The organism is Tessaracoccus caeni, assembly GCF_029211185.1.
In the GTDB taxonomy this organism is placed as follows: Bacteria; Actinomycetota; Actinomycetes; order Propionibacteriales; family Propionibacteriaceae; genus Arachnia; species Arachnia caeni.
The window spans coordinates 1-22,904 of record NZ_JARGDO010000004.1 but is presented as its reverse complement, the minus strand read 5'-3'; the positions used below and the strand labels follow the sequence as shown (position 1 = coordinate 22,904).

Genomic DNA, 22,904 nt, shown 5'->3' with positions numbered 1-22,904 from the left:
GGGCGGCCGACTATCGGAGGAACGGGAATGCCACCATCCGGAAGACCTTGCCCTTGCTGGCCTTCACCGTTCCCACGATGGTGACGATGGCATGGACGACGATCAGCACCGCCATCAGGACCGGCGCGATGCCCAACGGGAAGAAGCCCGATACCGGGCCGTCCTTGGTGAGGACGTACAGCAGGATCCCGTGGAACGAGAGCAGGACCGCCATGAGCAGCGCGGCGGTTGCACCCCAGTTGGCGGCATTCGTCCCGTTCTGGGCGGCTAGGCCTCCCCGCAGCCTCTTTCCCCGTCCGGAGAACAGCATGGCCAGGCCGGCGATGACCACCGAAAGGAACGGGATGGGCAGCCAGACCAAGAAGCCGAGCGCCCAGGGCGTGGTGCCGTAGTCGGGCTTCAGCTGGTAGGCGGCGGGGTACGGCTGCGGCGGATAAGGAGCCGGGTGCGGAGACATGGGCGGCGGGCCCGGGGGTGCCTGGGTCGTAGGCGGCTGGAAACTGGGGATGCCGCGCTCGGGCTCCACGGGGGCTTCGTCGACAGCAGACCCGATGGGTGAGAAATACAACGTGGACGACCAGTAGCCCCCTGCACCGGTCACCTCATCGGCGGAGGCGTCCCTGTGCCGTGCGACATAGGCGACCAGATCGTCGGGCGACTGCGCCTGGCGGAGGACTCCTTGGTACTCGGCGAGCGCCTCGTCGGGACTCTCTGCGAAGTCGAAGGTGATCTCGGCATGCTCGAGGAGGAAGTAGGGGCCCTTCCTGATGGCCTCAGCCAACGCGGTTCGCGCGGCCGCGATCTCCTGCTGGATCTTCGGCGTGGACGGCAACTGCGCGAAGGCGCGCTCGAGGTTCGCGATCCCCATCCGTGCGTCGCCGACGATCGCCTTCGGAGCGGGCCACTCGCGCCCCTGGTCGTCGCTCGAACCCTCGCCCCAGATGAGCGACGGACACTCCTGGGCGTTGCCGCTCACGAGCAGGATGTGGCAGATCGGAACCTCGCTCTTCCACTCCATGACACCCGACACCCGCGGCACCGGGTCTGAGTCGGTCGGAATCCGGTCGATGACATAGAGGTAGCTGCGGTTGGCCATATGACAGCCTGTCCTAGGAATCCGCGAGCCGGGCGGCAGCCTCGGCGATAGCGTCGTCCGTCGCGGTGAGCGCGATGCGGACGTGGTTGACGGCCTTGGTGCCGTAGAAGTCACCGGGGGCCGCGAGGATGCCGTGTTCGGCCAGCCAATCGACGGTGTCGCGGCCGGACTCGCCCCTTGTCACCCAGAGATACAGGGATCCCTCGGAGTGATCCACCTGGAAGCCTGCCTGTTCCAGCGCCGGACGAAGCACGGCGCGACGGGCCAGATAGCGCTGACGCTGCTCCTCGACGTGTTCCTGGTCGCCCAGCATGGCCACCATCGCCGCCTGGATGGGCGCCGGCAACATCATGCCGAGGTGCTTGCGCACCGCGAGCAGTTCCTGGACCACGGCGGGATCGCCCGCGATGAACCCGGCCCGGTAGCCGGCGGCATTCGACCGCTTGGACACCGAGTGCACCGCGAGCAGGCCCGTGAGGTCGCCGTCGTTGACACGCGGATCGAGAACCGAGATGGCCTCGGCGTCCCACGAGAACTCGCCGTAGCACTCATCGCTGGCCAGCACGGCACCGCGCTCGCGCGCCACCGCGACGAAGGCCCGCAGCTCGTCGAGGCCGAGCACCCGCCCGGTGGGGTTGCCCGGCGAGTTGATCCAGATGATCTTGGCGTCGGCGGGAACCGCGGAGGGATCGTCGCAGGGCACGGGGGTCGCACCCGAGACCAGCGCTCCCACCTCGTAGGTGGGGTACGCGCACTCGGGAAAGACCACCGAAGCACCAGCCCCCACGCCGAGTTGCAGAGGAAGGTAGGCCACCAGTTCCTTGGTGCCGACGACGGGCAACACGCCCTCGTGAGTCAAGGCCACCGAGTTCCAGCGTTGCTCCAGATAGTCGACGATCGCCTGCCGGGTTGCCGGAGTGCCCCACACCGTGGGATAGCCGTGCGCCTCGGCGGCGTCCGCCAGTGCACGCTTGGCGAGCTCCGGCGTGGCATCGACGGGCGTACCGACGGTGAGGTCGACGAGGCCGCGCGGATGCGTAGCGGCCTTGGCCTTGGCCGCCGCCAACGTATCCCACGGAAAATCAGGCAGCCGGGCGCCCAGCCCAGACGCCGACACCCCTACTCGCCCTGAGGCTCGAGGGCCTCGACCACCGGATGATCCTTGTCGATGACGCCCAGCTTGGCGGCGCCGCCGGGCGAGCCGATGTCATCGAAGAACTGCACGTTCACGTCGTAGAACTCGGCCTGATCCTCGGGCACGTCGTCCTCGTAGTAGATCGCCTCGACGGGGCACACCGGCTCGCAGGCGCCGCAGTCGACGCACTCCTCGGGGTGGATGTACAGCATGCGGTTGCCCTCGTAGATGCAGTCGACGGGACACTCCTCCACGCAGGCGCGGTCCTTCACGTCAACGCAGGGCAGACCGATGATGTAGGTCACGATGACACTCCTTGGTTTGAGATCGGATTTAGTCTAGTAGTCGGCCAAGAGACGGCGCCACAGCACTCGGGGCACGTTCACTCTCGGCCCAAAACGGGCGTCGACGACGTATCGGGCGACGTCAGTCTTCGTTCTTCGACTCTTCCTTCTTGGGTTCGGTCGTCTTCGGCTGAGGCTTCGGAGCGCAGATGATTCGATCACCGGCGCTGTACTTCCACGAGTAGTTCTGCTTCTTGACCACTTCGCCGTCCTTCCAGAACAGGCGGCTGTAGGTGGCAGTGAAGCCCTGAATGGCGCTCTGGGGCTCACACGTCTGCCCGTAGGGGATGGTCTTGGTGCCTCCGGAGTAGAAGCCCGACTTCTTGATCTCGCTGGAGGTCACCTTGTCCCAGGTGGGGATCGACCAGACCTTGAAGGTGATGCTTCCCTTGTTGTCCCAGCTCGACCGGTGGATGTAACCCTGAATGATCGCCGGGTACTCGGTGTCGTTGCGGAAGCGCATGTCGAACGCACCGGACATGATCGTCGACTCGCGACCCGCCGGATAGCGGTCGAAGTACAACGAGTGCGGCTTGTGCTCGACATCCTCATAGCCCGCGAAAAAGGCCGCGTTGTACATGGTGGTGGCCGACTGGGAGATGCCGCCGCCGGACGCCTTGACGAGTATTCCGCCGTCGATCACGTAGCCATCCATGTAGCCGTTGGACGGGGTGCGGGGGCCGAGCGTCTTGTCAAGGCTGAAGATCTCCCCCGGCATCACGACGGTGCCGTTGACCATCTCGGCCGCGCGTCCGAGATTCTTGTTGCGGTAGTCGGTGCTGGCATGCGGGTAGTAGGTGGTGAACTCGCCGATCACCTCGCGCGGCTTCACCTTGGTCGCCGCGTCGGTGTCGAACTCCGGCTCCTCGATGATCAGCGCGATCTCCGCAGTGCGCGCGGCCTTGTCCTTGCTGAGCGCGAGCGTGGGGAGCGCCTCGGCGAAGGCCTTCTCGTCGATCACCTCGCCGGTGACCGAGGGCACCACGACGGGCTTGCCGTCCTTGAACTTGTAGCTGGCGTCCTTGGGAGAGTTCAGCTTGAGCTTCTTCTGCTCCTTGGAGGTGCTCTTCAGCAGTGCCTTGGCGTCGAGGCTGCCGACGAGCGCGCCGTCCTTGACCTCGAAGGACGCCGCCTTGGCCAGCTTCTTCGCGGAGACCTTCATCTTGCCGTCATCGGAGGTGAACACCACCGAGCCGGACAGCAGCGGTTCCGCGAACTCCGCAACGGCCTTGTCCACCATCTCGGTGGTGATCTCGGGATCCGTGAGCGTGACCGCGGCGTCGGCCTGCGCCTCGCCCGCCTGGTACGCCGCAATGACGGCGGCCGCAGAGGCGTCCGCGTCGAGCGCCATGCCCTGCACCGATTCGGTGCGCTCGATCTCACCGGCGGCGATGTCGAGCGTGGCCGCGACGGGCTCCACCGCGAAGGACGGCGCCGCAGCTGCCAGCGCGGCGTCGAGCTGCTGCTCGTCGACCAGCGCGACGGGCGCCGCGTCGGGGTTGCCGCCGAAGAGGTTGTCGATGATGTCCGTCGGGTTCCAGCTGAACCCGCCGCCTGCCGCCTTGACACTTGCCTCGACGTCGAGCGACAGCCCGGCCTCCGCCGGCACGATCTGCGCAGAGGTGCCGTCGGGTCCGTTCAGCGTGATGGTCTGGGCGCGCGCGGGTGCGAGATCGCTCTCCAGCTTCTCCGCCGCCTGAGCGGGGCTGAGCCCTCCGAGCCGAACGCCGGCCACCGCCGCATCCTTGGGCAGCTGGTTGCCGGCCACGAAATAACCGACGACGTACAGCACGCCCACGACGACGACCACCCCAAGGACCGACCCCAGGAGCCACTTCGTCCCGGACCTCTTCGGCTTGGGCTCGGTTGTCTTACTCACGCACTTTCCCCCTGGGTTCGGCTACATGCGGTCCGGCGTCCATGGTACGAGCCAAATGGCTCGCGCCAAAACACCTCGGCCCAGGCCATGGAGCTCCCGGACCCGACGAAGGTCAGTTGATCCGCACGGAGAACGGCAGGCTGACAGGCCCGGATACGTGAACTCCCGCCCACGTCGCCACCTTTGTCAGAAGATCCTCGGACGACGCCGCCCCGCTGGACGCACCGCCGTTCGACTCGCTGGAGGCGGCCGGAAGCAGACGGTTCAGGAGCCCCGAATCACCGATGCGGGTTACCATCACCTTCTCCGGGTCGAGGCCCGCGAGCTCCGCCGCACGTCGCACCGCGAGACGCGGCCCGCCCAGGTGATCGATCAGGCCGTTGCGCTTCGCATCCGCGCCGGTCCACACCCGTCCCTTCGCCAGGGCCTCCAGCTGCTCGTAGGGCATGCCACGATCCTCGGCCGCCGCCGTGGTGAAGTCGTGGTAGACCCTGTCGAGCCACGCGTTGAGCCTCGCCCAGTCGTCCTGTGTGAACTCACCGGAATCGGACAGCATGCCCGCCGAGGCCCCGATGTGGATCGACTCGCGCACCACGGCCAGCTTCTCGTACAGGCGGGCCGTGACCATCTTTCCGCCCAGCACGCCGATCGAGCCGGTGAGCGTGGTGGGCTGGGCGACGATCTCGTCGGCAGCCATGGCCGAGTAGTAGCCGCCCGACGCGGCCACGGCACCCATCGCGGCGACCACCGGCTTTCCGGCCTCGCGCACGCGCTGCACCGAGCGTCGGATGAAGTCTGACGCCACGGCCGAGCCGCCAGGGCTGTCCACCTCGAACACCACGGCCTTGATCTCGTCATCGCGCAGGGCGGCGCGCAGGTGCTCGTCGACGACGTCGCTGCCCGCACTGCCGCCGTTCAGGCTGGGACCGCCGCGACCGGAGACGATGGGCCCACGCAGCGAAACCATCGCCACCTTGGGGAGCTGACGTCGGCGCATCGCCTTGGTCAGTGATGGCTTGGCCGAGTAGCGGTGCACGAAACGCAGCTCCTCCGGCGTCGCCGTCCACTCGGACAGCGCGGCGGCGTAGGCCTCGTCGCGGTATCCGACATGATCGATCAGGCCCAGTTCCAGCGCGCGGGTCGGCGTGACGGGCGACTCGTTGATGCCCTGCCATGCCGTCTCGAGGGAGACCCCGCGGCGGCGCGCGATGGTCTCTGCCGCATCGTCGACGATCGACTGGGCGATCCGCGTCATCATCTCGCGGTTCGCGGGGCTGACTTCGCTGCCTGAGTAGCTCTCCGCAGCCGACTTGTACTCGTGCCGCTGTCCGAACTGGGGGTCGACCCCGACCTTGTTCAGCAGACCCTTGAACAGCATGATCTGCACCTCGACGCCGCCGATGCAGAGCATGCCGGTGGGCTGCACCCAGACGGAGCGACATGCGGTGGCCAGCTTGTAGGTGGCCAACGCGTTGCTCAGCTCACCGAAGGACTCCACCCAGGCGAGCGTCGGCTTCGCGGTGCCGAACTCCTCGATCAACTGGCCGATCTCGTCGTACGCCGCGGTGGAAATGCCGGCGGGGGCGGTGTGAACGATCAGCCCCTTCACGCGATCGTCCTGGGCTGCCTCATGCAGGGCCTCACGCAGGCGCGCCAGGGACGTGGCGTTGACCACCTGGAGGGCCTCCAGCGGATTGCTCGGACGCGTCTCCAACACCCCCCGAGCCAGATCCAGTTCCAATACAACTCCGGCGTCAGCCGTGAGCCTGTCCGCCCATGCCTTCGCGCTCTTCGGCTTCGTCGTCATGCAAGCCAATGTACCTGGGCCCTCCGACAAGTCGCCGGGACGCGAAAGGGGGAGCGTCTTCCGACGCTCCCCCTCGCTGGTTCTGGCTGTTTCGGGCCGGCCGTTACAGCAGGCCCTTGGCGGTGGTCACCACGTTGTCGACGGTGAAGCCGAACTCCTCGAAGCACGTGCCGCCGGCCGCGGACGCACCGAAGTGCTCGATCGAGACCGACGCGCCGCCGCAGCCGAGGTACTTCGACCAGCCCATCGCGATACCCGCCTCAATCGATACGCGGGCGATCACGGAGGCCGGCAGCACCGACTCGCGGTACTCCGCGTCCTGCTCGTCGAACCATTCCTGGCACGGCATCGACACCACACGGGTGGGCACACCATCGGCCTCGAGCGCTTCCTGAGCGTCGACGGCGAGCGCCACCTCGGAACCGGTCGCGATCAGGATCAGCTGCGGATCCGCCGAAGCCTCGCTCAACACGTAACCGCCCCGGGCAACGCCCTCAGCGGAGGCGATCTTGTCACCCCGCGTGAAGATCGGCAGATCCTGACGCGACAGGATCAAACCGGCCGGCCCATCGGCGCGACGCAGGATCTCGCCCCAGGCCACCGAGGTCTCATTCGCGTCCGCCGGACGCACCACCGCCAGACCGGGGATCGCACGCAAGGACGCAAGGTGCTCGATGGGCTGATGCGTCGGGCCGTCCTCGCCGACACCGATCGAGTCGTGCGACCACACGAACGTGGTGGGCACACCCATCAGCGCCGCCAGCCGGACAGCCGGGCGCATGTAGTCGGCGAACACCAGGAAGGTGCCGCCGTAGGCCCGGGTCAGACCCGAGAGCACGATGCCGTTGAGGATGCCGCCCATGGCGTGCTCGCGGATGCCGAAGTGCAGGGTGCGACCGTAGGGCCCACCCTTCCAATCCTCCGACTGGCGCGACTCGGGAAGGAAGCTCGGCTGGCCCTTCATCGTCGTGTTGTTCGATCCGGCCAGGTCGGCAGAGCCGCCCCACAACTCGGGAAGCTGGTCGGCCAATGCGGACAGCACCTCGCCCGACGCGGCGCGGGTCGACTTCGTGCCCTCCTCGAACACCGGCAGACGCAGGCTCTGCGGCAGCTTCCGCGCCCGCACCCGCTCCAGCAGCTCGGCCCGCTCCGGGTTCGCCTTCGCCCAGGCCTCGAACTTGGCGTCCCACGCCTTGCGGGCGGCCTCGCCACGAGCAGCGGCATTGGCGCGCGCGTGATCCACCGCGGCCTGATCGACGGCGAACGGCGTCTGCTCGAAACCGAGCAGCTCCTTGACGGCCGCGATCTCGTCGCCACCGATCTTCGCGCCATGAATCCCATGGGTGCCCTGCTTGGTCGGCAACGGCCAACCGATCACCGTCGTCAGCTTGATGAAGCTGGGCTTGTCCGTGACCGTCTTCGCGGCCTCGATCGCGTCGTTCAGCGCCTCCAGATCCTCGCGGTACTCGGTACCGCCGTTGGTCCAGTCCACATGCTGCACGTGCCAGCCATACGCCTCGTAGCGGGCCGAGACATCCTCGGAGAATGAGATATTGGTGTCGCCCTCGATGCTGATCCGGTTGTCGTCATAGATCAGCACCAGATTGCCGAGGTTCTGCGTCGCGGCCAGCGAGGACGCCTCCGAGGAGACGCCCTCCTGCAAGCACCCGTCGCCAGCGATCACGTACACGAACCGGTCGAACAACGACTCACCAGCCGCGGCCTCCGGCTCGAACAGACCACGCTCACGACGAGCAGCCATCGCCATGCCCACCGCGTTCGACACGCCCGCGCCCAGCGGACCCGTGGTGCACTCGACGAACTTCGTGTGACCGTACTCCGGATGGCCCGGCGTCTTCGACCCCCAGGTCCGCAGGCCCTTCAGATCCTCCAGCTCCAGGCCCAGTCCCGCCAGGTACAGCTGCGTGTACTGCGTCAGCGACGCGTGACCCGCCGACAGCACGAACCGATCCCGTCCGATCCACTTCTCATCCGCCGGATCGGTGTTCATCACCTTCTGATACAGCAGGTACGCCACCGGCGCCAGCGACACCGGGGTACCCGGATGCCCATTGCCTACCTTCTCCACCGCGTCGACGGCCAGGATCCTGGCCACATCCACCGCACGAGAGTCCTGCTCGGTCCATTCCAAAGCCACGTGTCTATCTTCCTTACTGTGTCAGGACCACCGACAGTGGTCCGCAAACTCCATAGCGTCTTCGTCGTCAGAGCCTTCTCGGCCCCAACTAAATCAGTTCTCACCAGGAGAACGGGATGGTCTCACCTGTCGTCATGGGCAGATCGGCCGCGCTCACGGGGGCGGCATCGTCGTCGGCGGCTCCGGTTGCGGGAGCCTGCCCCGGCTCGATGGGCCGGACGTTCTCGCCCAGAGCGTCTCGCACGAGTTTCTGGATCCCCTCGCCCGATCCGAACTCGAAGGTGCGCACGTCGGCCATGGCTCAGCCTTCCTCGCGAGCGGTCACCGGAGGCTCCGCCGACCAAGGGAAGACGATCCAGCGATCGGTGCTGCGCCAGACGTAGTCGGCGTGGACGACGGTGGTGGGTTTCTCGTAGAGCACCGCGCTGCGCACCTCGGCGCCGAAGCCGCGCAGCAGCTTGATCACCAGATGCAGGGTGCGTCCGGAGTCGGCCACGTCGTCGACCACGAGAATCGACTGGTTGGCGATCGCGTCGGTGTCGAGCATCGGCGACAGCAGCACCGGATCTGGCAGCGTCTCGGCGACATCGGTGTAGAACTCGACGTTGATCGCGTCGACGAGCTTCACGCCCAGGGCATAGGTGAGAGCGCCGGCCGCAACCAGGCCGCCGCGCGCAACCGCGATCACCACCTCCGGCCGGAAGCCGGAGTCGACGACGTTCTGAGCCAGCTCTCTGGTTGCCTCGCCCAGCAGGTTCCAGGTGAGGACTTCTTTGCCTTCGAGATCGCTCGCGTCGCTGTGATAAGCCATGGGCGACATGCTATCGGACGGGCTCACCCGACGGATCGGATTGGGGGCCCTCGAAGATGTAGGTCATGAAGACGCAGTCGAGCCAGCGGCCGAACTTGTGGCCGATCTGGTTCAGCCGACCGGCCTCGACGAAGCCAAGACTCTCGTGGAAACGCAACGACTGCTCGTTGTCTCCGTCGACCACACCCACCATCACGTGAATGCCCTGGCCGCGGGCGACGTCCATCAGGGCTCGCATCAGCGACCGCCCGGCGCCTGCCGCCCGGTACTGCTCGGACAGGTAGATGGAGTGCTCCACCGTGAACCGGTACCCCTCGAGCGACCGGAAGGTGCCATACGAGGCGAAGCCCGCCACCTCACCGTCGACTTCGATGACGAGCACGGGGAAGTTGTCGGCCTGCTGCCGCTGGAACCACTCTCGGCGGTCGGCGACGGTGACCGGCTGCAGCCGCCACGACGCGGTGGTGTTCACTCCGGCCTCGTTGTAGATCCGGGTGATCGCGGGGAGGTCGTCTTCACACGCACGGCGGATCCTGAGGCTCATGCGGACACCCTAGTGGCCGGGTGTCACAGGCACATGACGACGCGCACGACACCGGATCCTTCCCTAGAGTGTGCGGCGTGGATGAGATCTTTGTCAGCGGAAGTTGGGGTTCGGGCGCGGTCAGCGCCTTCGGTGCGACGGTGACGTCATGGCGTCCGGGCGGCGACGAATGGCTGTTCGTCGCCGGTGATGCCCAGCCCGGGCCCGGCGCTTCCGAGCACGCCGGCATCCCGCTCTGCGCGCCGTGGTTCGGCGTGGGGCAAGGCGATTGGATGCCTCCGCACAAGCACGGGCTGGTCAGGCTGGTGCAGTGGGACGTCGTCGACGTGGTGGAACTCGACGACGAGGCCCGCGTGCGGCTCGCCGTCGACGCCGCGCGTTTCGCCGGGCTGCCCGGGGCCGACCGCTACCCCGCCGACCTCGCTTTCTCCTTGGAGATCAGGTTCGGTCGCCGCCTGGAGTACGCCCTCACCGTGCTCAGCCCCAGCCAGGGCTTCGCCATGGACCATGGCCTGCATCCCTACTTCGCGGTCTCAGATCTCTCGACGGTCAGCCTCGACGGGCTGGAGGGCGTCGCGTTCCGGGACTATGCCCAAGACGGAGCGACCGGGGTCAGCGACGCTCCGGTCCGATTCGGTCACCACATCGACCGGGTCTATGACGACGCCCCGGCGCTGATCCTGCGCGATGGGGACCGGGCGCTGCGGCTGAACGCGGAGGGCGCGGGCAGCTCGATCGTCTGGAGCCCTGGCGTCGAGTCGGGCCCGGCCACCGGCGGCTTGGCCGGCGACGAATGGCGCCGGTTCGTCTGCGTCGAGTACGGCAACGTCCAGGGCCAGGCCACCTTGCTGAAGCCAGGCGTGCCGCACACCCTGCGAATGACCGCCACTGTGGACTGATGCCACGAACAACGCTGGGTATTCGGCGCGGCGTGTGAAATAGGTACACGCCGCGCCGAATACCCAGCGTTATGTTCGGGCCTACGGGCGAACGAGCTCCCTCAACTGCTGAGTGGCCTCCTGGTCCTGGGCGATCTCGACGCCGTCGATGCTCGCCACCGGGACGATGCCCCGGCCCGAGCTGGCAAGCCACACGCCGTCGGCCGTCAGCATGTCCTGGACGGTGAACAGCTCGTAGGCCGCCTCTCCGCCCTGCTCCTGCCATCCGGCAAGTGCCTTGCGCACGGTGATCGAGTCGAGGATCGCCGCCTCCTTCGGCGGGGTGGAGATCAGGCGCCCAGCGCGCAGCACCAGCACGCCGGCGCGGGGGCCTTCCAGGACGTAGCCGTCGGTGGAGACCAGGATCGCGTCGCCGGCGCCCCGTCGCGCCGCCTCTCTGGCGTAAGACATGTTGACCGCGTAGGACAACGTCTTCGCGCCGCCCAGCAGCCAGGGCGCGTCGTTCAGGGCGTCGACGGTGCGGCCGGCCGACATCGTCGCCGCGACAGCCGCCGCGCGTGAGGCGTGGAAGTCGGTGATGGTGAGCAGTCCGAGCGGCGGTCCGGGAACGGACTCGTTGCCGCGGGTGTAGACCAGCTTGAGCACGGCCTCGCCGCCCCCGCGCTCCGCCCAGGCCACGAGGGCATCGTCGATCAGCGCGCGCCAGGCGTCGAGATCGGGGGCGGGCATCTCGAGGATGCGTGCGGAAGCGGTCAGCCGCTCCAGGTGCAGTTCGACGAAGTCCGCCGTCACGCGACCGCCGTCGACGCGCACCAGAGTCGCGTCGAAGCACCCGTCGCCCCGGTTGAGTCCCAGGTCGTCAGCGCTCACAAAACCGTCGTCGCGAATCCCTACGCCCAGCTGGGCCACCAGTTGCCTCATCCGTCTCACCCTACCGGGAGGCCGCCGCGGGGCTTCTGTTCGGGTTATCCTCAAGCATCGGTCCTTGAAGGAGGTTGTGATGGCCAGGGCATTGATCGTCGTCGACGTGCAGGTCGACTTCTGCGAGGGCGGAGCGCTCGGCGTGGAGGGCGGCAACGCGGTAGCGGAGGCGATCGCTGACCTCCTCGGCACCGATCACGAGTACGACTACGTGGTGGCCACCCGCGACCATCACATCGATCCCGGCGACCACTTCTCCGACGAGCCCGACTACGTCGACTCCTGGCCGCCCCACTGCGTGGTGGGCACCGCCGGTCAGGAACTGCACCCGGCGTTGGCCGACACCGCGTTCGACGCCATCTTCGACAAGGGCTCGTTCGAGGCCGCCTATTCCGGCTTCGAAGGCACCGTCGGCGGATCCGACGACGGCGTCAGCCTGTCCGACTGGCTCGCCGACCGCGAGGTGGAAGAGGTGGACGTCTGCGGCATCGCCACCGACTACTGCGTGCGCGCCACCGCGCTGGATGCCCAGGCCGACGAGTACGACACCGTCGTGCTGGCCGAACTCACCGCTGCCGTCCACCCCGACAACCTCGACGCGGTGCGCGACGACCTCCTCGACGCGGGCGTCGCCTGGCAGGTCTGAGTCCTAGCTACTCGGGCGCCCTGAGGAGTTCTTCTCTGGATTCCAGCCGACTGCTCAGTTCGACGGCGAGGTAAGAGATGCCGAGGGTCATGAGCGCGAGCGTCGTCATCTCCGTCGCGGGAAGGTAGGCGATGCCGCCGTCCCTTTCGAAGAGCGTGATATAGGACCAGGCGAGGACGAGGCTGAACGTCGTCGCGCTGACCACGCCGACGAGCACCGGGGTCATGGCTTGCAGCAGCAAGGATCGTCGCCAGGTGCTCGGACCTGCCCCGGAGATGCTGAGGAGGCGGCGTTCGGGCCGCGTCGCCTTGAGCCTGTCGTGGGCGGTCAGGAAGGTGGACAGCCCGGCCACCGCGAGCATCAGTCCCAGCGAGAATCGCAGCAGGTCGAGGAACTGCCTGGTGCTGTAGGTGCTGATCCGGTACATCTCGTCGGGCGTCAGGGCCCTGGCATCGAGGTCGATCTCCATCCTGGTTCGCACCGGTTCGATGGAGGTGTGATCGGTCTTGACCAGGTACAGCATTCCGGTTGCCGGCAGATCCGGCACCGAGGTCTCCGAAACGATGAGCCCCCGCCCCCTCGCGTACTCGCCCACGAGATCAGCTGCCGCCTGGTCGACGACGGCGGTGTCGGGCACCACGAGCACAGGGCTGTCGTCGGTGAGCTGGAACTCCTCCCCCGGCCCGTAGAAGGAGGCGACCTCGGCGCTTTCCAGTAGCCCGCCCTCGCAGCGGGGTTCGGGGATGCCGGTGAACTCTGCGAGGTCCGTGCAGTTCACCACGAAGGTGTTCAGCATCTCGCTGTGTTCCCCACCTGATTGATGCCATCGGATAGCGAGGGACGGCCGGTCAGTGGGTCGGATCGACGCCCAGGCCCCGCGATGAGCCTTTGTATCCTCGCCGCTGCCGACGAGGGTGTCCGGCCCGATCAGCTCGCTCATGGCCTTCTGCGCGACGGCGTTGGTGGCCGACATCAGGGGAAAGAAGACGAGCATCACGCCGGCGGCCACCAGCAGCATCACGATTCCCATGCTGGTTCGAGAGACCGCCGCTGCCTCCTTCTCCACGACGCGCCCCGCCCAGGTACCCGCCACTCCCACGTGCGAGATCACGCCGGATGCGGCCCTCACGATGCCGGGCAGCCCCCACACCAGGCCGAGCATGCCGAGCGGCATCGACGCGAGAAGCAGGTAGCTTGCGATATTGGTCGGCACCCGGCCGACGTGGGACAGGGCAAGCAGGATCACCGCTGCGGCGAGCATGAGCCACCCGAGCCGGGAGTAATCGACGGCACGTCGCCGGCGTCGCCGCACGATCCCGACCCTGCTGAGACGCACCCACGTCAACGTCGCCGAGAGAACAAGCGCCAGCACACACAACACGATCGTTCCCGGCACATGCACGGCGATGTCGCTCGACCACACCCCGCTGCCAAACGGTAGGTGGGGCGCCAGCGGCGGCACGACCGCCCAGAACAGCGCCACACCGCCGACGGTGGCCGCCGTCATGAGGATGAGATCCTCGATCGCCCCGGACAGCGCGATGTCCTTCCGCGAGAGCCCCACCAACGTCAGTGCCAACGCACGCTCCTCACGGCGGCGAAAGCCCAGCGAGGCGACGATGCTGGACAGCGCGAGTAGCGGAACGACGAAGCCGATGATGACGACCACATAACCCACCTGGATCACGTCGGGCACGCTGCTGCGGAGGTCGTCGTGTCCCCACTCCTCCGCCAGCCACAGGCTGTCCGGCGGCAGCTCCGACTCGGCCACCCCGACCCAGATCATCAAGGAACGAGGTCCGGGCACGAACTCGAGCGGGATCCCGCCGACGATCTCCCCCGGATAGCGCTCGGCGAAGACCTCCGACTCCCCCAACAGAGCAGCCGCCGCCGGCGAGACCAACATCTCGCCCTCCCCGGGCACCTCGACTCCCCCATAGCTGGCGGCCCCGTCGATCCCCACCCGGGCCACCCGGAGAACATGGACGTCGCGCTCCTCCATGTAGCCGCGCCGCACGTCGTATCGGATCCCCCGGTCCTGCGACTCGTCCGGCACCCACATCGGATAGGCGTTCGCCTCCCGTTCCGCGACGTTCAACGAACTCGGCGCGAGAGCGCTCGCCCCCAGCAGCAGCATCACGGTGAACACCCCGACCATGCCCCGCACGATCATCTCGCCACGCGCCGAACGGAACCGCCGCCAGGCCAACCAGCCCACCATCCCCCACGCGATGCGCGTCGCATCGGGGCGCTTGGACCACCCCCTCATGAGCCGACGGCCCTGCCTCCGGCGATGCGCCCGTCCAGAAGGTGAACCACCCGATCCGCCCGGCGCGCAACGTCCTCGTCGTGGGTCACCATCAACACCGTCGTACCCAGGCTTCGCACCTGTTCCATCAAAAAGCCCAGCACGTTCGCGCTGTTCACCGAATCCAGCGCGCCGGTCGGCTCATCGGCGAAGATGATCTTCGGCCTGTGTACCAAAGCCCTCGCCACCGCGACGCGCTGCTGCTGCCCGCCCGACAACGTCCCCGAACTCTGCGACGCCAGTTCCGCCACGCCCACTCGCTTCATCGTCGCCAACGCCGCCCGCTCTGCCTCGGCCCGCCGCGTCCCGAGAAGACGCAACGGCAACCCCACGTTCTCCACCGCCGTCAGCTCAGGAACCAACCGCCCGAACTGCAGCACGTAGCCGAAGTCCCGACGACGAATGGCCGCGAGCTCCCTCTCACTGAGCCCAGCGATCGGGCGGCCCGCCAGCTCTATCCGCCCGCTCCAGCCGCCCAAGAGCCCCGCGACGCAGTTCAGCAGCGTGCTCTTCCCGGATCCCGACGGCCCCATCAAAGCGACCACCTCGCCTGCCTCGACGTGCACGTCGACGCCTTGCAGAACGGCTTCCGCACCGTAGTCGAATCGCAGTTCCTCGACGCGGATCATCGGCCACAGCCGTCTGTGTGCGCCGGTGCCATAACTCGTCGTCCCATGCCGGCGAACATATCCACGGGCCATCCTGGCGGGCATCCGCCCTGGGGCTACACGATGCCTTGACCGGCCAACCAGAATGGGCGCATGCGTATCACCTTCTCCGGCCATGCCGAGGCTCTCGTCGCTCCGGAACGCGGCACCGTCCATCTGACCATCTCCGCCGAGAACCTCGACCAGGAGACCGCTCTTCGCGCCGCCGAGTCCGCCGCCAACTGGCTGCTGGACGACCTGAAGCCGCTGCGTTCCGGCCCCGTCACCTGGTACTCCATGGATGCCATCTCGACGTCGAATTGGCAGCCGCGCGATCAGCACGGTCGCGCGCAGGCCCGGCAATACCAGGCGGTGTGCCGGGCGCGAGTGAAGTTCAAGGACTTCTTCGCGTTGTCGACGGCGGTGTCACGTTGGGGCGAGCAGCCCTCGATCAGCATCGGGCACGTCGAGTGGGAGCTCACCGACGATACCCGCGAGCGTGTGAAGGCCGACGTCTTGGTCGCCGCCCTCGCCGACGCCCACCAGCGCGCGTCCGTCGCTGCCGGCTATCTGGGCCAGCCGACGCTGCGCGTCGTCGAGGTGGCTGATCCCGGTCTGCTCGGACACGGCGAGGAGTCCTCGTACCAGGGGCCGTCCGCGATGTTCGCCCGCGGCGCGGCCTTCGCCGAGTCCTCGCAGGCGGTCGAGCTCGCGCCCCAGGAGATCGCCATCTCGTCCACCCTGCACGTCCAGTTCGAGACCGCGTGAGCCGCTCCCCACTTGTGGGGAACGAACAAAGTCTTTCCCGAGAGATTGGTTTCATCTGGACTGGATGAGAAGAAGTCTGAGAAAAACCGTCGCGTCTCCTCGCGTAATCCCCTGAACAATGGAAGATTCTCCTCAACGTCCCGCCCTGTTTTTCCAGGGCGACCCGTTGGACGAGGGCCAGGAGGGAACCGTAGTGCTCAAGCGCATTGCCATCATCAACCGGGGCGAGGCCGCGACGCGGCTCATTCACGCCGTCCGCGACCTCAACGCCGAGCGGGTCGATGCCGAGCCGCTGGTGACGATCGCGCTCTACACCGACGCCGAGCGCTCCGCCATGTTCGCGCGCGAGGCCGACGAGGCGTATCCGCTCGGCCCGGCGTCCGAGCGCCCCTACCTCAATCACGAACTCCTCGCGCGCGTGCTGCGCGAGGCGAAGGCCGACGCCGTGTGGGTGGGCTGGGGCTTCGTCGCCGAGGATGCGGCCTTCGCCGATCTGATGGAGTCGATGGGCATCACCTTCATCGGCCCCACGGGCGACGCGATGCGCAAGCTGGGCGACAAGATCGGCTCCAAGCTGATCGCCGAGGAGGTGGGCGTGCCCGTCGCTCCGTGGTCGGGCGGCGGCGTCGACACCCTCGACGAGGCCCTGGCGGCCGCGGACCGCGTCGGCTACCCCTTGATGCTGAAGGCCACGGCCGGCGGCGGCGGGCGCGGCATCCGGCGCGTGGACTCCGCCGACGACCTGGCCGACGCCTACCAGCGCACCCGCGACGAGGCCGAGCGCGCCTTCGGCTCGGGCATCGTCTTCCTCGAGAAGCTGGTCACCGGCGCCCGTCACGTCGAGGTGCAGCTCATCTCCGATGGGCAGGGCACCGCCTGGGCGATCGGCGTGCGCGACTGCACCGTCCAGCGCCGCAACCAGAAGATCATCGAGGAGTCCGCTTCTCCCCTGCTCGCCGACGAGCAGAACGCCGAGATCAAGTCCGCGGCCGAGCGCCTGGCCCTGGCCGTGGGTTACCGGGGTGCGGGCACCGTCGAGTTCCTCTACCACCCCGAGACCAAGGCCTTCGCCTTCCTCGAGGTGAACACCCGCCTCCAGGTGGAGCACCCGATCACCGAGGTGACCAACGACTTCGACCTGGTCAAGGCCCAGCTGCACATCGCGGCCGGCGGGCGCCTGACGGAGCGTCCCACCGAGTCCGGCCACGCTATCGAGGCCCGACTCAACGCCGAGGATCCCGACCGCGACTTCGCTCCCTCCCCCGGCCACATCGTCCGGCTCGATCTGCCGGCAGGCCCGGGCATCCGCGTCGACACGGGCGTCGCCGAGGGCGACACCATCCCCGCCGACTTCGACTCGATGATCGCCAAGATCATCGCTCACGGCCGCACCAGGGCGGAGGCGCTGGGCCGGCTACGTCGCGCGCTCACCGAGACCACCGTCGTCATCGAGGGCGGTGCCACCAACAAGAGCTTCATCCTCGAGCTGCTGCGCCAGCCCGAGGTGATCGGCGCGCCCGATGTGGCGTGGGCCGACACCGGCTGGATCGACCGCGAGCGCGCGGCCGGCGGCCTCATCGCCGACGAGCACGCGGGCGTCGCGCTGGTGGCGGCGGCCATCGAGGCGTACGAGGAGGTCACCGCGCTGGAGGCCGAACGCCTGCTCGAGACCTCCCGCGGCGGACGTCCGCAGACCCAGCACCAGGCCGGCGTGAAGGTCGACCTCAAGCTGCGCGGCGTGACCCATTCGCTCACCACCTACGCCACCGGACCCGGCGACTACCGGGTGCTCGTCGGCGACCAGTCCTGCGAGGTGAGCGTCCAGCGCCTCGACGACGTGCACGGCCGGATCACCGTCAACGGCAACCGCTACCGCCTGGTGAGCGCCACCCACGGCCCCGTGCACCTGATCGAGGTGAACTCGGTCATGCATCGCGTCACGCGCGACGAGGGCGGCGTGCTGCGCTCCCCCGCACCGGCCCTGGTGATCGCCACTCCGGTCGCGGTGGGCGACGAGGTGGCCGCCGGTGCACCCGTGGTGGTGCTGGAGTCGATGAAGATGGAGACGGTCATCCCCGCTCCCTTCGCCGGCCGCGTGAAGGAACTGCTGGTGATGACCGGCACCCAGGTCGAGACCATGGCGCCGCTGGTGCGTCTGGAGCCCGTCGGCGACGACGACGAGGTGGCCGAGGCCGCGCAGGGATCGGCGGTGGAGCTGCCGTCCGCCGTCGCCGAGGACAGCCCCGCCGACCAGATCGAGCGGCTGCGCGCGGCCTTGTCCGCCACGCTGCTCGGCTACGACGAAGACCCCGAGGCCAAGACCCTGGCCCGCTACCTCACCGCGCGCGACGCACTGCGCGAGGCGGGCGGCGACGCGCTCTCGGGCGAGATCGCGCTGATCGGCCTGTTCGCCGACATGGCAGAGCTGAGCCGCAACCGGCCGTTCGGCGAGCAGGTGAACACGGAGCTGCGCATCCATTCCGATCGCGAGCACTTCCACCGCTACCTGACCACGCTCGACGTGGACCGGGCCGGTCTGCCCGAACAGTTCGTCGAGCGGCTGAGCCGCGCGCTGGTCCACTACGGCGTCACCGAACTGGACCGCACGCCCGAGTTGGAGTCCGCCGTCTTCCGCCTCTTCCTTGCGAGCAAGCGCGTCTCGTCGGATGCCCGAATCGTGCTGGCCATCCTGAACCGCTGGAGCACCGAGCCCGCCCCCGACGAGGAGCGCGCCGCCTCCGCCCGCGCCCAGCTGGAGCGGCTCGGGCGCGCCACCCAGCTGCGCTTCCCGGTCGTGCGCGACGTGGCCCGCTCGGTGCGCTTCCGCTGGTTCGACCAGCCGCAGGTGGACGCCGCCCGAGCCGAGGTGCTGGCCGGCGTCGAGGGCGAGCTGGAGGCGCTGGCGGCGACGCCCGATGCCCCCGACTACGCCGAACGCGTCGCCCGCCTGGCCGACATCCCCGAGTGGACGGCCGACTACCTCGCCCAGCGGCTGCGGGGAGGCATCTCCGCGCACGAGCCCATGCTCGAGGTGCTGCTGCGCAAGTACTACCAGCACCACGACCTGAGCGACGTGAACGCGTTCGCCGTCGACGGCCGCGCCGTGGTCACCGCGCGCTACCAGCTCAAGGGCGACGACACCCACTATGTCACCACCGTCGGCACCGCCGACGAGCTCGCCCCCGACGGCGCCCTGGCCCGGACGGTCACCGAGCAGCTGACACAGCATCCCGACGGGGTGGCCGCCGTGCTCGAGCTGTACATCTACCAGCCGGAGGCCGGCGACCTGGACGAGCTGTCCGAGACGCTCCGCACGACGCTGTCGGCGTGGCCCTTCGACGATTCCACCCGCCGGATGGGCGTCGGCGTCTGCACCGCCGAGGGCACCGTCGAGTACTTCACCTTCCGGCCGGAGGGCGACGAGCTGGTCGAGGATCCCCGGATCCGCGGCATGCACCCGATGGCGGGACGTCGCCTGGATCTGTGGCGCCTCGACGGGTTCGACGTCACCCCGCTGCCTGCGCCGGAGGACGTGCTGCTGTTCGAGTGCGTCGCCAAGTCCAACCCGGGCGACCGGCGCCTCATCGCGATGGCCCAGGTGCGCCAGCTCGCCGCCGTCTACGACGAGGACGGCCGCCTGATCGGACTGCCGCACGCCGAGCGCGCGGTGGAGAACTGCCTGGAGGCGATCCGTCGCACCCGAGCCGCTCGCGGACCCGCGGGCAGCAAGCTGGACATGAACCACGTGTGGGTGCACGTCTGGCCGGTGATCGATCTGGATCTGGAGTCGATCACCGCTCTGCAGCACAAGATCACGCCGTTGTCCGACTCGGCAGGCATCGAGGAGGTGCTCTGCCAGGGCCGCTTCGCCCGCGGCGGCGGTGAGCCGACGCCCCTGTCGATCCGCTTCCATTCCGTGCCCGGCGCCGGCGTGACGGCCTCCGTCGACGCGCCGCCGACCGAGCCGCTGAAGCCGGTCGACGACTACACCGGCAAGGTGCTGCGCGCCCGTCGTCGTGGCCTGGTCTACCCCTACGAGCTGACCGGAACCCTGGCCGGCAAGGGCGGCAGCATCGCCGAACTCGACCTGGACGAGACCGGAAAACTGGTGCCCGTCGATCGCGGGCCGGGCCTGAACAAGGCCGGCATCATCGTCGCCAAGGTCACCACGCCCACCGCCCTCCACCCCGACGGCATCACCCGCATCGTGCTCTGCGGCGACCCAACCAAGGGCCTGGGCGCCGTGGCCGAACCGGAGTGCTCGCGGATCATGGCCGCCATCGACCTCGCCGAGGAGCTGGGCGTCCCCGTCGAGTGGTTCACGCTCAGCTCGGGCGCGCGGATCTCGATGGACTCTGGCGTCGAGAACATGGACTGGGTGGGCGCGGCGCTTCGTCGCATCGTCGAGTTCACGCAGGCCGGCGGCGAGATCAACGTCGTGGTGGCCGGCATCAACGTCGGCGCCCAGCCGTACTGGAACGCCGAAGCCACCATGCTCATGCACACCCGCGGCATCCTGGTGATGACCCCGGATTCCGCGATGGTGCTCACCGGCAAGCAGTCGCTCGACTTCTCCGGCGGCGTCTCCGCGGAGGACAACTTCGGCATCGGCGGCTACGACCGCGTGATGGGCCCCAACGGCCAGGCCCAGTACTGGGCACCCAACCTGGTCTCGGCGCTCGGCATCCTGATGGCACACTACGACTCGACCTACGTGGCGCCGGGCGAGACCGTCCCCCGTCGGGCCGCGACGTCGGATCCCACGGATCGCGACGTGTCGGACTTCCCGCACGAGCTGGCCGGCAGCGACTTCGCGACCGTGGGCCAGATCTTCTCGGCCGAGCACAACCCCGACCGGAAGAAGGCCTTCGACATCCGCACCGTGATCGCGTCGGTCTGCGATCAGGACCACCCGCGCGCCGAGCGCTGGGCCGGCATGGCCGAGGCCGAGACCGCCGTCGTGGTGGACGCCCGCATCGGCGGCCACTCGGTGAGCGTGCTGGGCATCGAGTCGCAGCCGGTGTCGCGAGCAGGCTTCCCGCCGGCCGACGGCCCCGACACCTTCACCGCCGGCACGCTGTTCCCGCGTTCCTCGAAGAAGGCCGCCCGCGCGATCAACGCCGCCTCGGGTAACCGCCCGATGGTGGTGCTGGCGAACCTGTCGGGCTTCGACGGCTCGCCGGAGTCGATGCGCAATCTGCAGCTGGAGTACGGCGCCGAGATCGGGCGGGCGATCGTCAACTTCGACGGACCGATCATCTTCGTAGTGATCTCGCGCTACCACGGCGGAGCGTTCGTGGTGTTCTCCAAGCGCCTGAACGAGTCCATGACGGTGTTGGCGCTGGAGGGCTCCTACGCCTCGGTGATCGGCGGCGCCCCCGCCGCCGCCGTGGTGTTCGCCGGCGACGTGGCCAAGCGCACGGCCGCCGATCCCCGCGTCACGGAGCTGGAGGCGCGCGTCGCCGCGGCTGACCCGTCGGAGAAGGCGTCCTTGCAGCTCGAGCTGGACGACGTCCGCGCGGCCGTGCGGGCGGAGAAGATCTCCGAGATCGCCTCCGAGTTCGACGGCATCCACAGCATCCACCGCGCGGTTCGGGTCGGCTCCGTCGACCGGGTGATCTCCACGGCCGAACTCCGCCCCGCGATCGTCCAGACCATCGAGGCCTACTACAACCGCTGACACCCACGCTCGTCGAGGTGCGACGACATCACGCTCTTCGAGGTGCGAGCAGTTGTCTACGGTCTTTGAGGTGCGAGCGCCAGCGAGCCTCGAAAAGACCCAGCCGACAGCCGAATGACAGACCCTGTCAAAGGTTGCGCTGGCTCTTTTCGAGGCTCGTTCCTCGCACCTCAAAGAGCGTTATCAGTCCTGGAGTTCGTAGCCGTCGGAGTCCTGGTGCCAGGGGCTGCCGGGGCGCGAGACGAGGATCAGGATGCCCTCGACGAGGCCCCAGATCGAGGCGATGCCGACGGAGAGCAGCGTCAGAACCAGCTGCACGATGCCGCGGGTGGTCTTGCCGATGTAGAAGTTGTGGATGCCGAGGCCACCGAGCAGGATGCCGAGGACACCGGCGACGATCTTCGACTTCGACGACACGGGCGCCGGCCGATAGCCGCCGTAATACGCCTGAGGCGGGTACGGCTGGCCGGGCTGCTGATACGGGTCGTAAGGGGGCTGCTGGGACACGGGTCTTCCTTTCTTCGCCCCATGCAGGGCTTGAGTCAACGGTAGCGCGGGCGGACACCTACGAGGCGCACGGGCGGGCAGACCTACGACGCGCAGGGCTGGCACTTACGATGCAGGCAGGGCGAGCGGGAGCACGCGCGCGTTGGGGAGCGTCGCGAGGTCGGCGCCGTCCAGCAGCAGCTTCGAGCCTCGCACCCCGCCGCCGATCACCACGAGACCCGCCGCGACGACGGCCTCATCCACCAGGATCGGCCAATCCTCGGGCAGCCCGACGGGAGTGATGCCACCCTGGGTCATGCCGGTGAGCGCCTCGGTGGTGGCCTGGTCACCGAAGGACATCTTGCGCATACCGAGTTCCTTGCGGATGGTCTTGTTCACGTCGGCTTTGTCGGTGGCCAGCACCATGACGGCGGCGTGCACACTCTCCTCGCCGCGTCGCCCGAACACGACGACGCAGTTGGCCGAGGCCTCCTCGGCCACGTCGTAGGCCTCGCAGAACGCGGCGGTGTCGGCCAGGGTCGCGTCGATCTCGGCGACACGCGCTCCGGGCACAAGGGCTGCGGCGGCGGCAACGGGAGGCGCGACCAGGTCAAGCCCCTCGGCGAGCGGGACCCAGGTGAGATTTCCTTCAGCAGACGGCATGCGCCCAGGTTAGCGCCGCGCGGGAAGCCTTCTTCAGCACGTTCCACCGGCACTCACCAAAATAAAAGTGGCTGAGCGGGGGTGATCTGTGCAATACGCACAGATCACCCCC

General features: G+C 68.3%; 18 protein-coding genes. 4 read left to right on the top strand and 14 right to left on the bottom strand.

The annotated features are described in order from the left end of the window. Positions 1–10: 10 nt before the first annotated feature. The 9 genes from P0D62_RS04685 to P0D62_RS04645 form a co-directional block, all read right to left on the bottom strand. The gene (locus tag P0D62_RS04685) at positions 11–1,096 is read right to left on the bottom strand and encodes a DUF7822 domain-containing protein (RefSeq protein ID WP_275701470.1); all 1,086 of its coding nucleotides are present in this window, start codon (positions 1,094–1,096) and stop codon (positions 11–13) included. 13 nt (positions 1,097–1,109) lie between these two features. Continuing rightward, positions 1,110–2,213, bottom strand: a complete 1,104-nt coding sequence (gene dapC, locus P0D62_RS04680; protein ID WP_275701469.1) for a succinyldiaminopimelate transaminase — start codon at positions 2,211–2,213, stop codon at positions 1,110–1,112. 2 nt (positions 2,214–2,215) lie between these two features. Next, positions 2,216–2,536 (bottom strand): ferredoxin, encoded by a 321-nt coding sequence (gene fdxA / locus P0D62_RS04675; protein ID WP_275701468.1) that lies wholly within the window; start codon positions 2,534–2,536, stop codon positions 2,216–2,218. 121 nt (positions 2,537–2,657) lie between these two features. Further along, positions 2,658–4,454, bottom strand: a complete 1,797-nt coding sequence (locus tag P0D62_RS04670) for a VanW family protein (protein WP_275701467.1) — start codon at positions 4,452–4,454, stop codon at positions 2,658–2,660. Between the two features lie 112 nt (positions 4,455–4,566). Next, positions 4,567–6,261: a signal peptide peptidase SppA gene (gene sppA / locus P0D62_RS04665; protein ID WP_275701466.1), complete on the bottom strand. Its 1,695-nt coding sequence runs from the start codon at positions 6,259–6,261 to the stop codon at positions 4,567–4,569. Between the two features lie 103 nt (positions 6,262–6,364). Then, complete coding sequence (gene tkt / locus P0D62_RS04660; protein WP_275701465.1) at positions 6,365–8,419, bottom strand: transketolase; 2,055 nt, start codon at positions 8,417–8,419, stop codon at positions 6,365–6,367. Between the two features lie 100 nt (positions 8,420–8,519). Beyond that, positions 8,520–8,717 (bottom strand): hypothetical protein, encoded by a 198-nt coding sequence (locus P0D62_RS04655; protein WP_275701464.1) that lies wholly within the window; start codon positions 8,715–8,717, stop codon positions 8,520–8,522. Positions 8,718–8,720: 3 nt separating this feature from the next. Next, complete coding sequence (locus P0D62_RS04650; RefSeq protein WP_275701463.1) at positions 8,721–9,230, bottom strand: phosphoribosyltransferase; 510 nt, start codon at positions 9,228–9,230, stop codon at positions 8,721–8,723. Positions 9,231–9,240: 10 nt separating this feature from the next. Further along, positions 9,241–9,774: a GNAT family N-acetyltransferase gene (locus P0D62_RS04645; RefSeq protein ID WP_275701462.1), complete on the bottom strand. Its 534-nt coding sequence runs from the start codon at positions 9,772–9,774 to the stop codon at positions 9,241–9,243. A 77-nt stretch (positions 9,775–9,851) separates the two neighbouring features. Between P0D62_RS04645 and P0D62_RS04640 the strand changes: the two genes are divergently transcribed. After that, complete coding sequence (locus P0D62_RS04640) at positions 9,852–10,673, top strand: aldose epimerase family protein (protein WP_275701461.1); 822 nt, start codon at positions 9,852–9,854, stop codon at positions 10,671–10,673. 81 nt (positions 10,674–10,754) lie between these two features. On the opposite strand, the gene P0D62_RS04635 is transcribed toward P0D62_RS04640, so the two are convergent. Next, a complete protein-coding gene (locus P0D62_RS04635; protein WP_275701460.1) occupies positions 10,755–11,594 on the bottom strand; it encodes an aminotransferase class IV in 840 nt (279 codons plus the stop codon). Positions 11,595–11,673: 79 nt separating this feature from the next. Here P0D62_RS04635 and P0D62_RS04630 point away from each other — a divergent pair, with 79 nt between their 5' ends. After that, positions 11,674–12,240 carry an isochorismatase family protein gene (locus P0D62_RS04630; protein ID WP_275701459.1) on the top strand — a complete coding sequence of 189 codons (567 nt, stop codon included), beginning with the start codon at positions 11,674–11,676 and terminating at the stop codon, positions 12,238–12,240. 7 nt (positions 12,241–12,247) lie between these two features. Here P0D62_RS04630 and P0D62_RS04625 read toward each other — a convergent pair whose 3' ends face one another. Together P0D62_RS04625 and P0D62_RS04620 are read right to left on the bottom strand one after the other, a co-directional pair. Continuing rightward, entirely contained in the window at positions 12,248–14,509 is a 2,262-nt protein-coding gene (locus P0D62_RS04625) for a hypothetical protein (protein ID WP_275701458.1), read from the bottom strand. Continuing rightward, positions 14,506–15,177, bottom strand: a complete 672-nt coding sequence (locus P0D62_RS04620) for an ABC transporter ATP-binding protein (protein WP_275701457.1) — start codon at positions 15,175–15,177, stop codon at positions 14,506–14,508. Before P0D62_RS04620 ends, P0D62_RS04625 begins: the two co-directional genes overlap by 4 nt. A gap of 132 nt (positions 15,178–15,309) precedes the next feature. On the opposite strand from P0D62_RS04620, the gene P0D62_RS04615 reads away from it, so the two are divergent. Together P0D62_RS04615 and P0D62_RS04610 are read left to right on the top strand one after the other, a co-directional pair. After that, entirely contained in the window at positions 15,310–15,963 is a 654-nt protein-coding gene (locus P0D62_RS04615; RefSeq protein ID WP_275701456.1) for an SIMPL domain-containing protein, read from the top strand. A gap of 193 nt (positions 15,964–16,156) precedes the next feature. After that, a complete protein-coding gene (locus P0D62_RS04610; RefSeq protein ID WP_275701455.1) occupies positions 16,157–21,643 on the top strand; it encodes an ATP-binding protein in 5,487 nt (1,828 codons plus the stop codon). 183 nt (positions 21,644–21,826) lie between these two features. Here the strand turns inward: P0D62_RS04610 and P0D62_RS04605 are convergent, their stop codons facing one another. Together P0D62_RS04605 and P0D62_RS04600 are read right to left on the bottom strand one after the other, a co-directional pair. Beyond that, positions 21,827–22,150, bottom strand: a complete 324-nt coding sequence (locus tag P0D62_RS04605) for a TM2 domain-containing protein (RefSeq protein ID WP_275701454.1) — start codon at positions 22,148–22,150, stop codon at positions 21,827–21,829. Between the two features lie 105 nt (positions 22,151–22,255). Next, complete coding sequence (locus P0D62_RS04600) at positions 22,256–22,792, bottom strand: YbaK/EbsC family protein (RefSeq protein WP_275701453.1); 537 nt, start codon at positions 22,790–22,792, stop codon at positions 22,256–22,258. Positions 22,793–22,904: the final 112 nt, after the last annotated feature.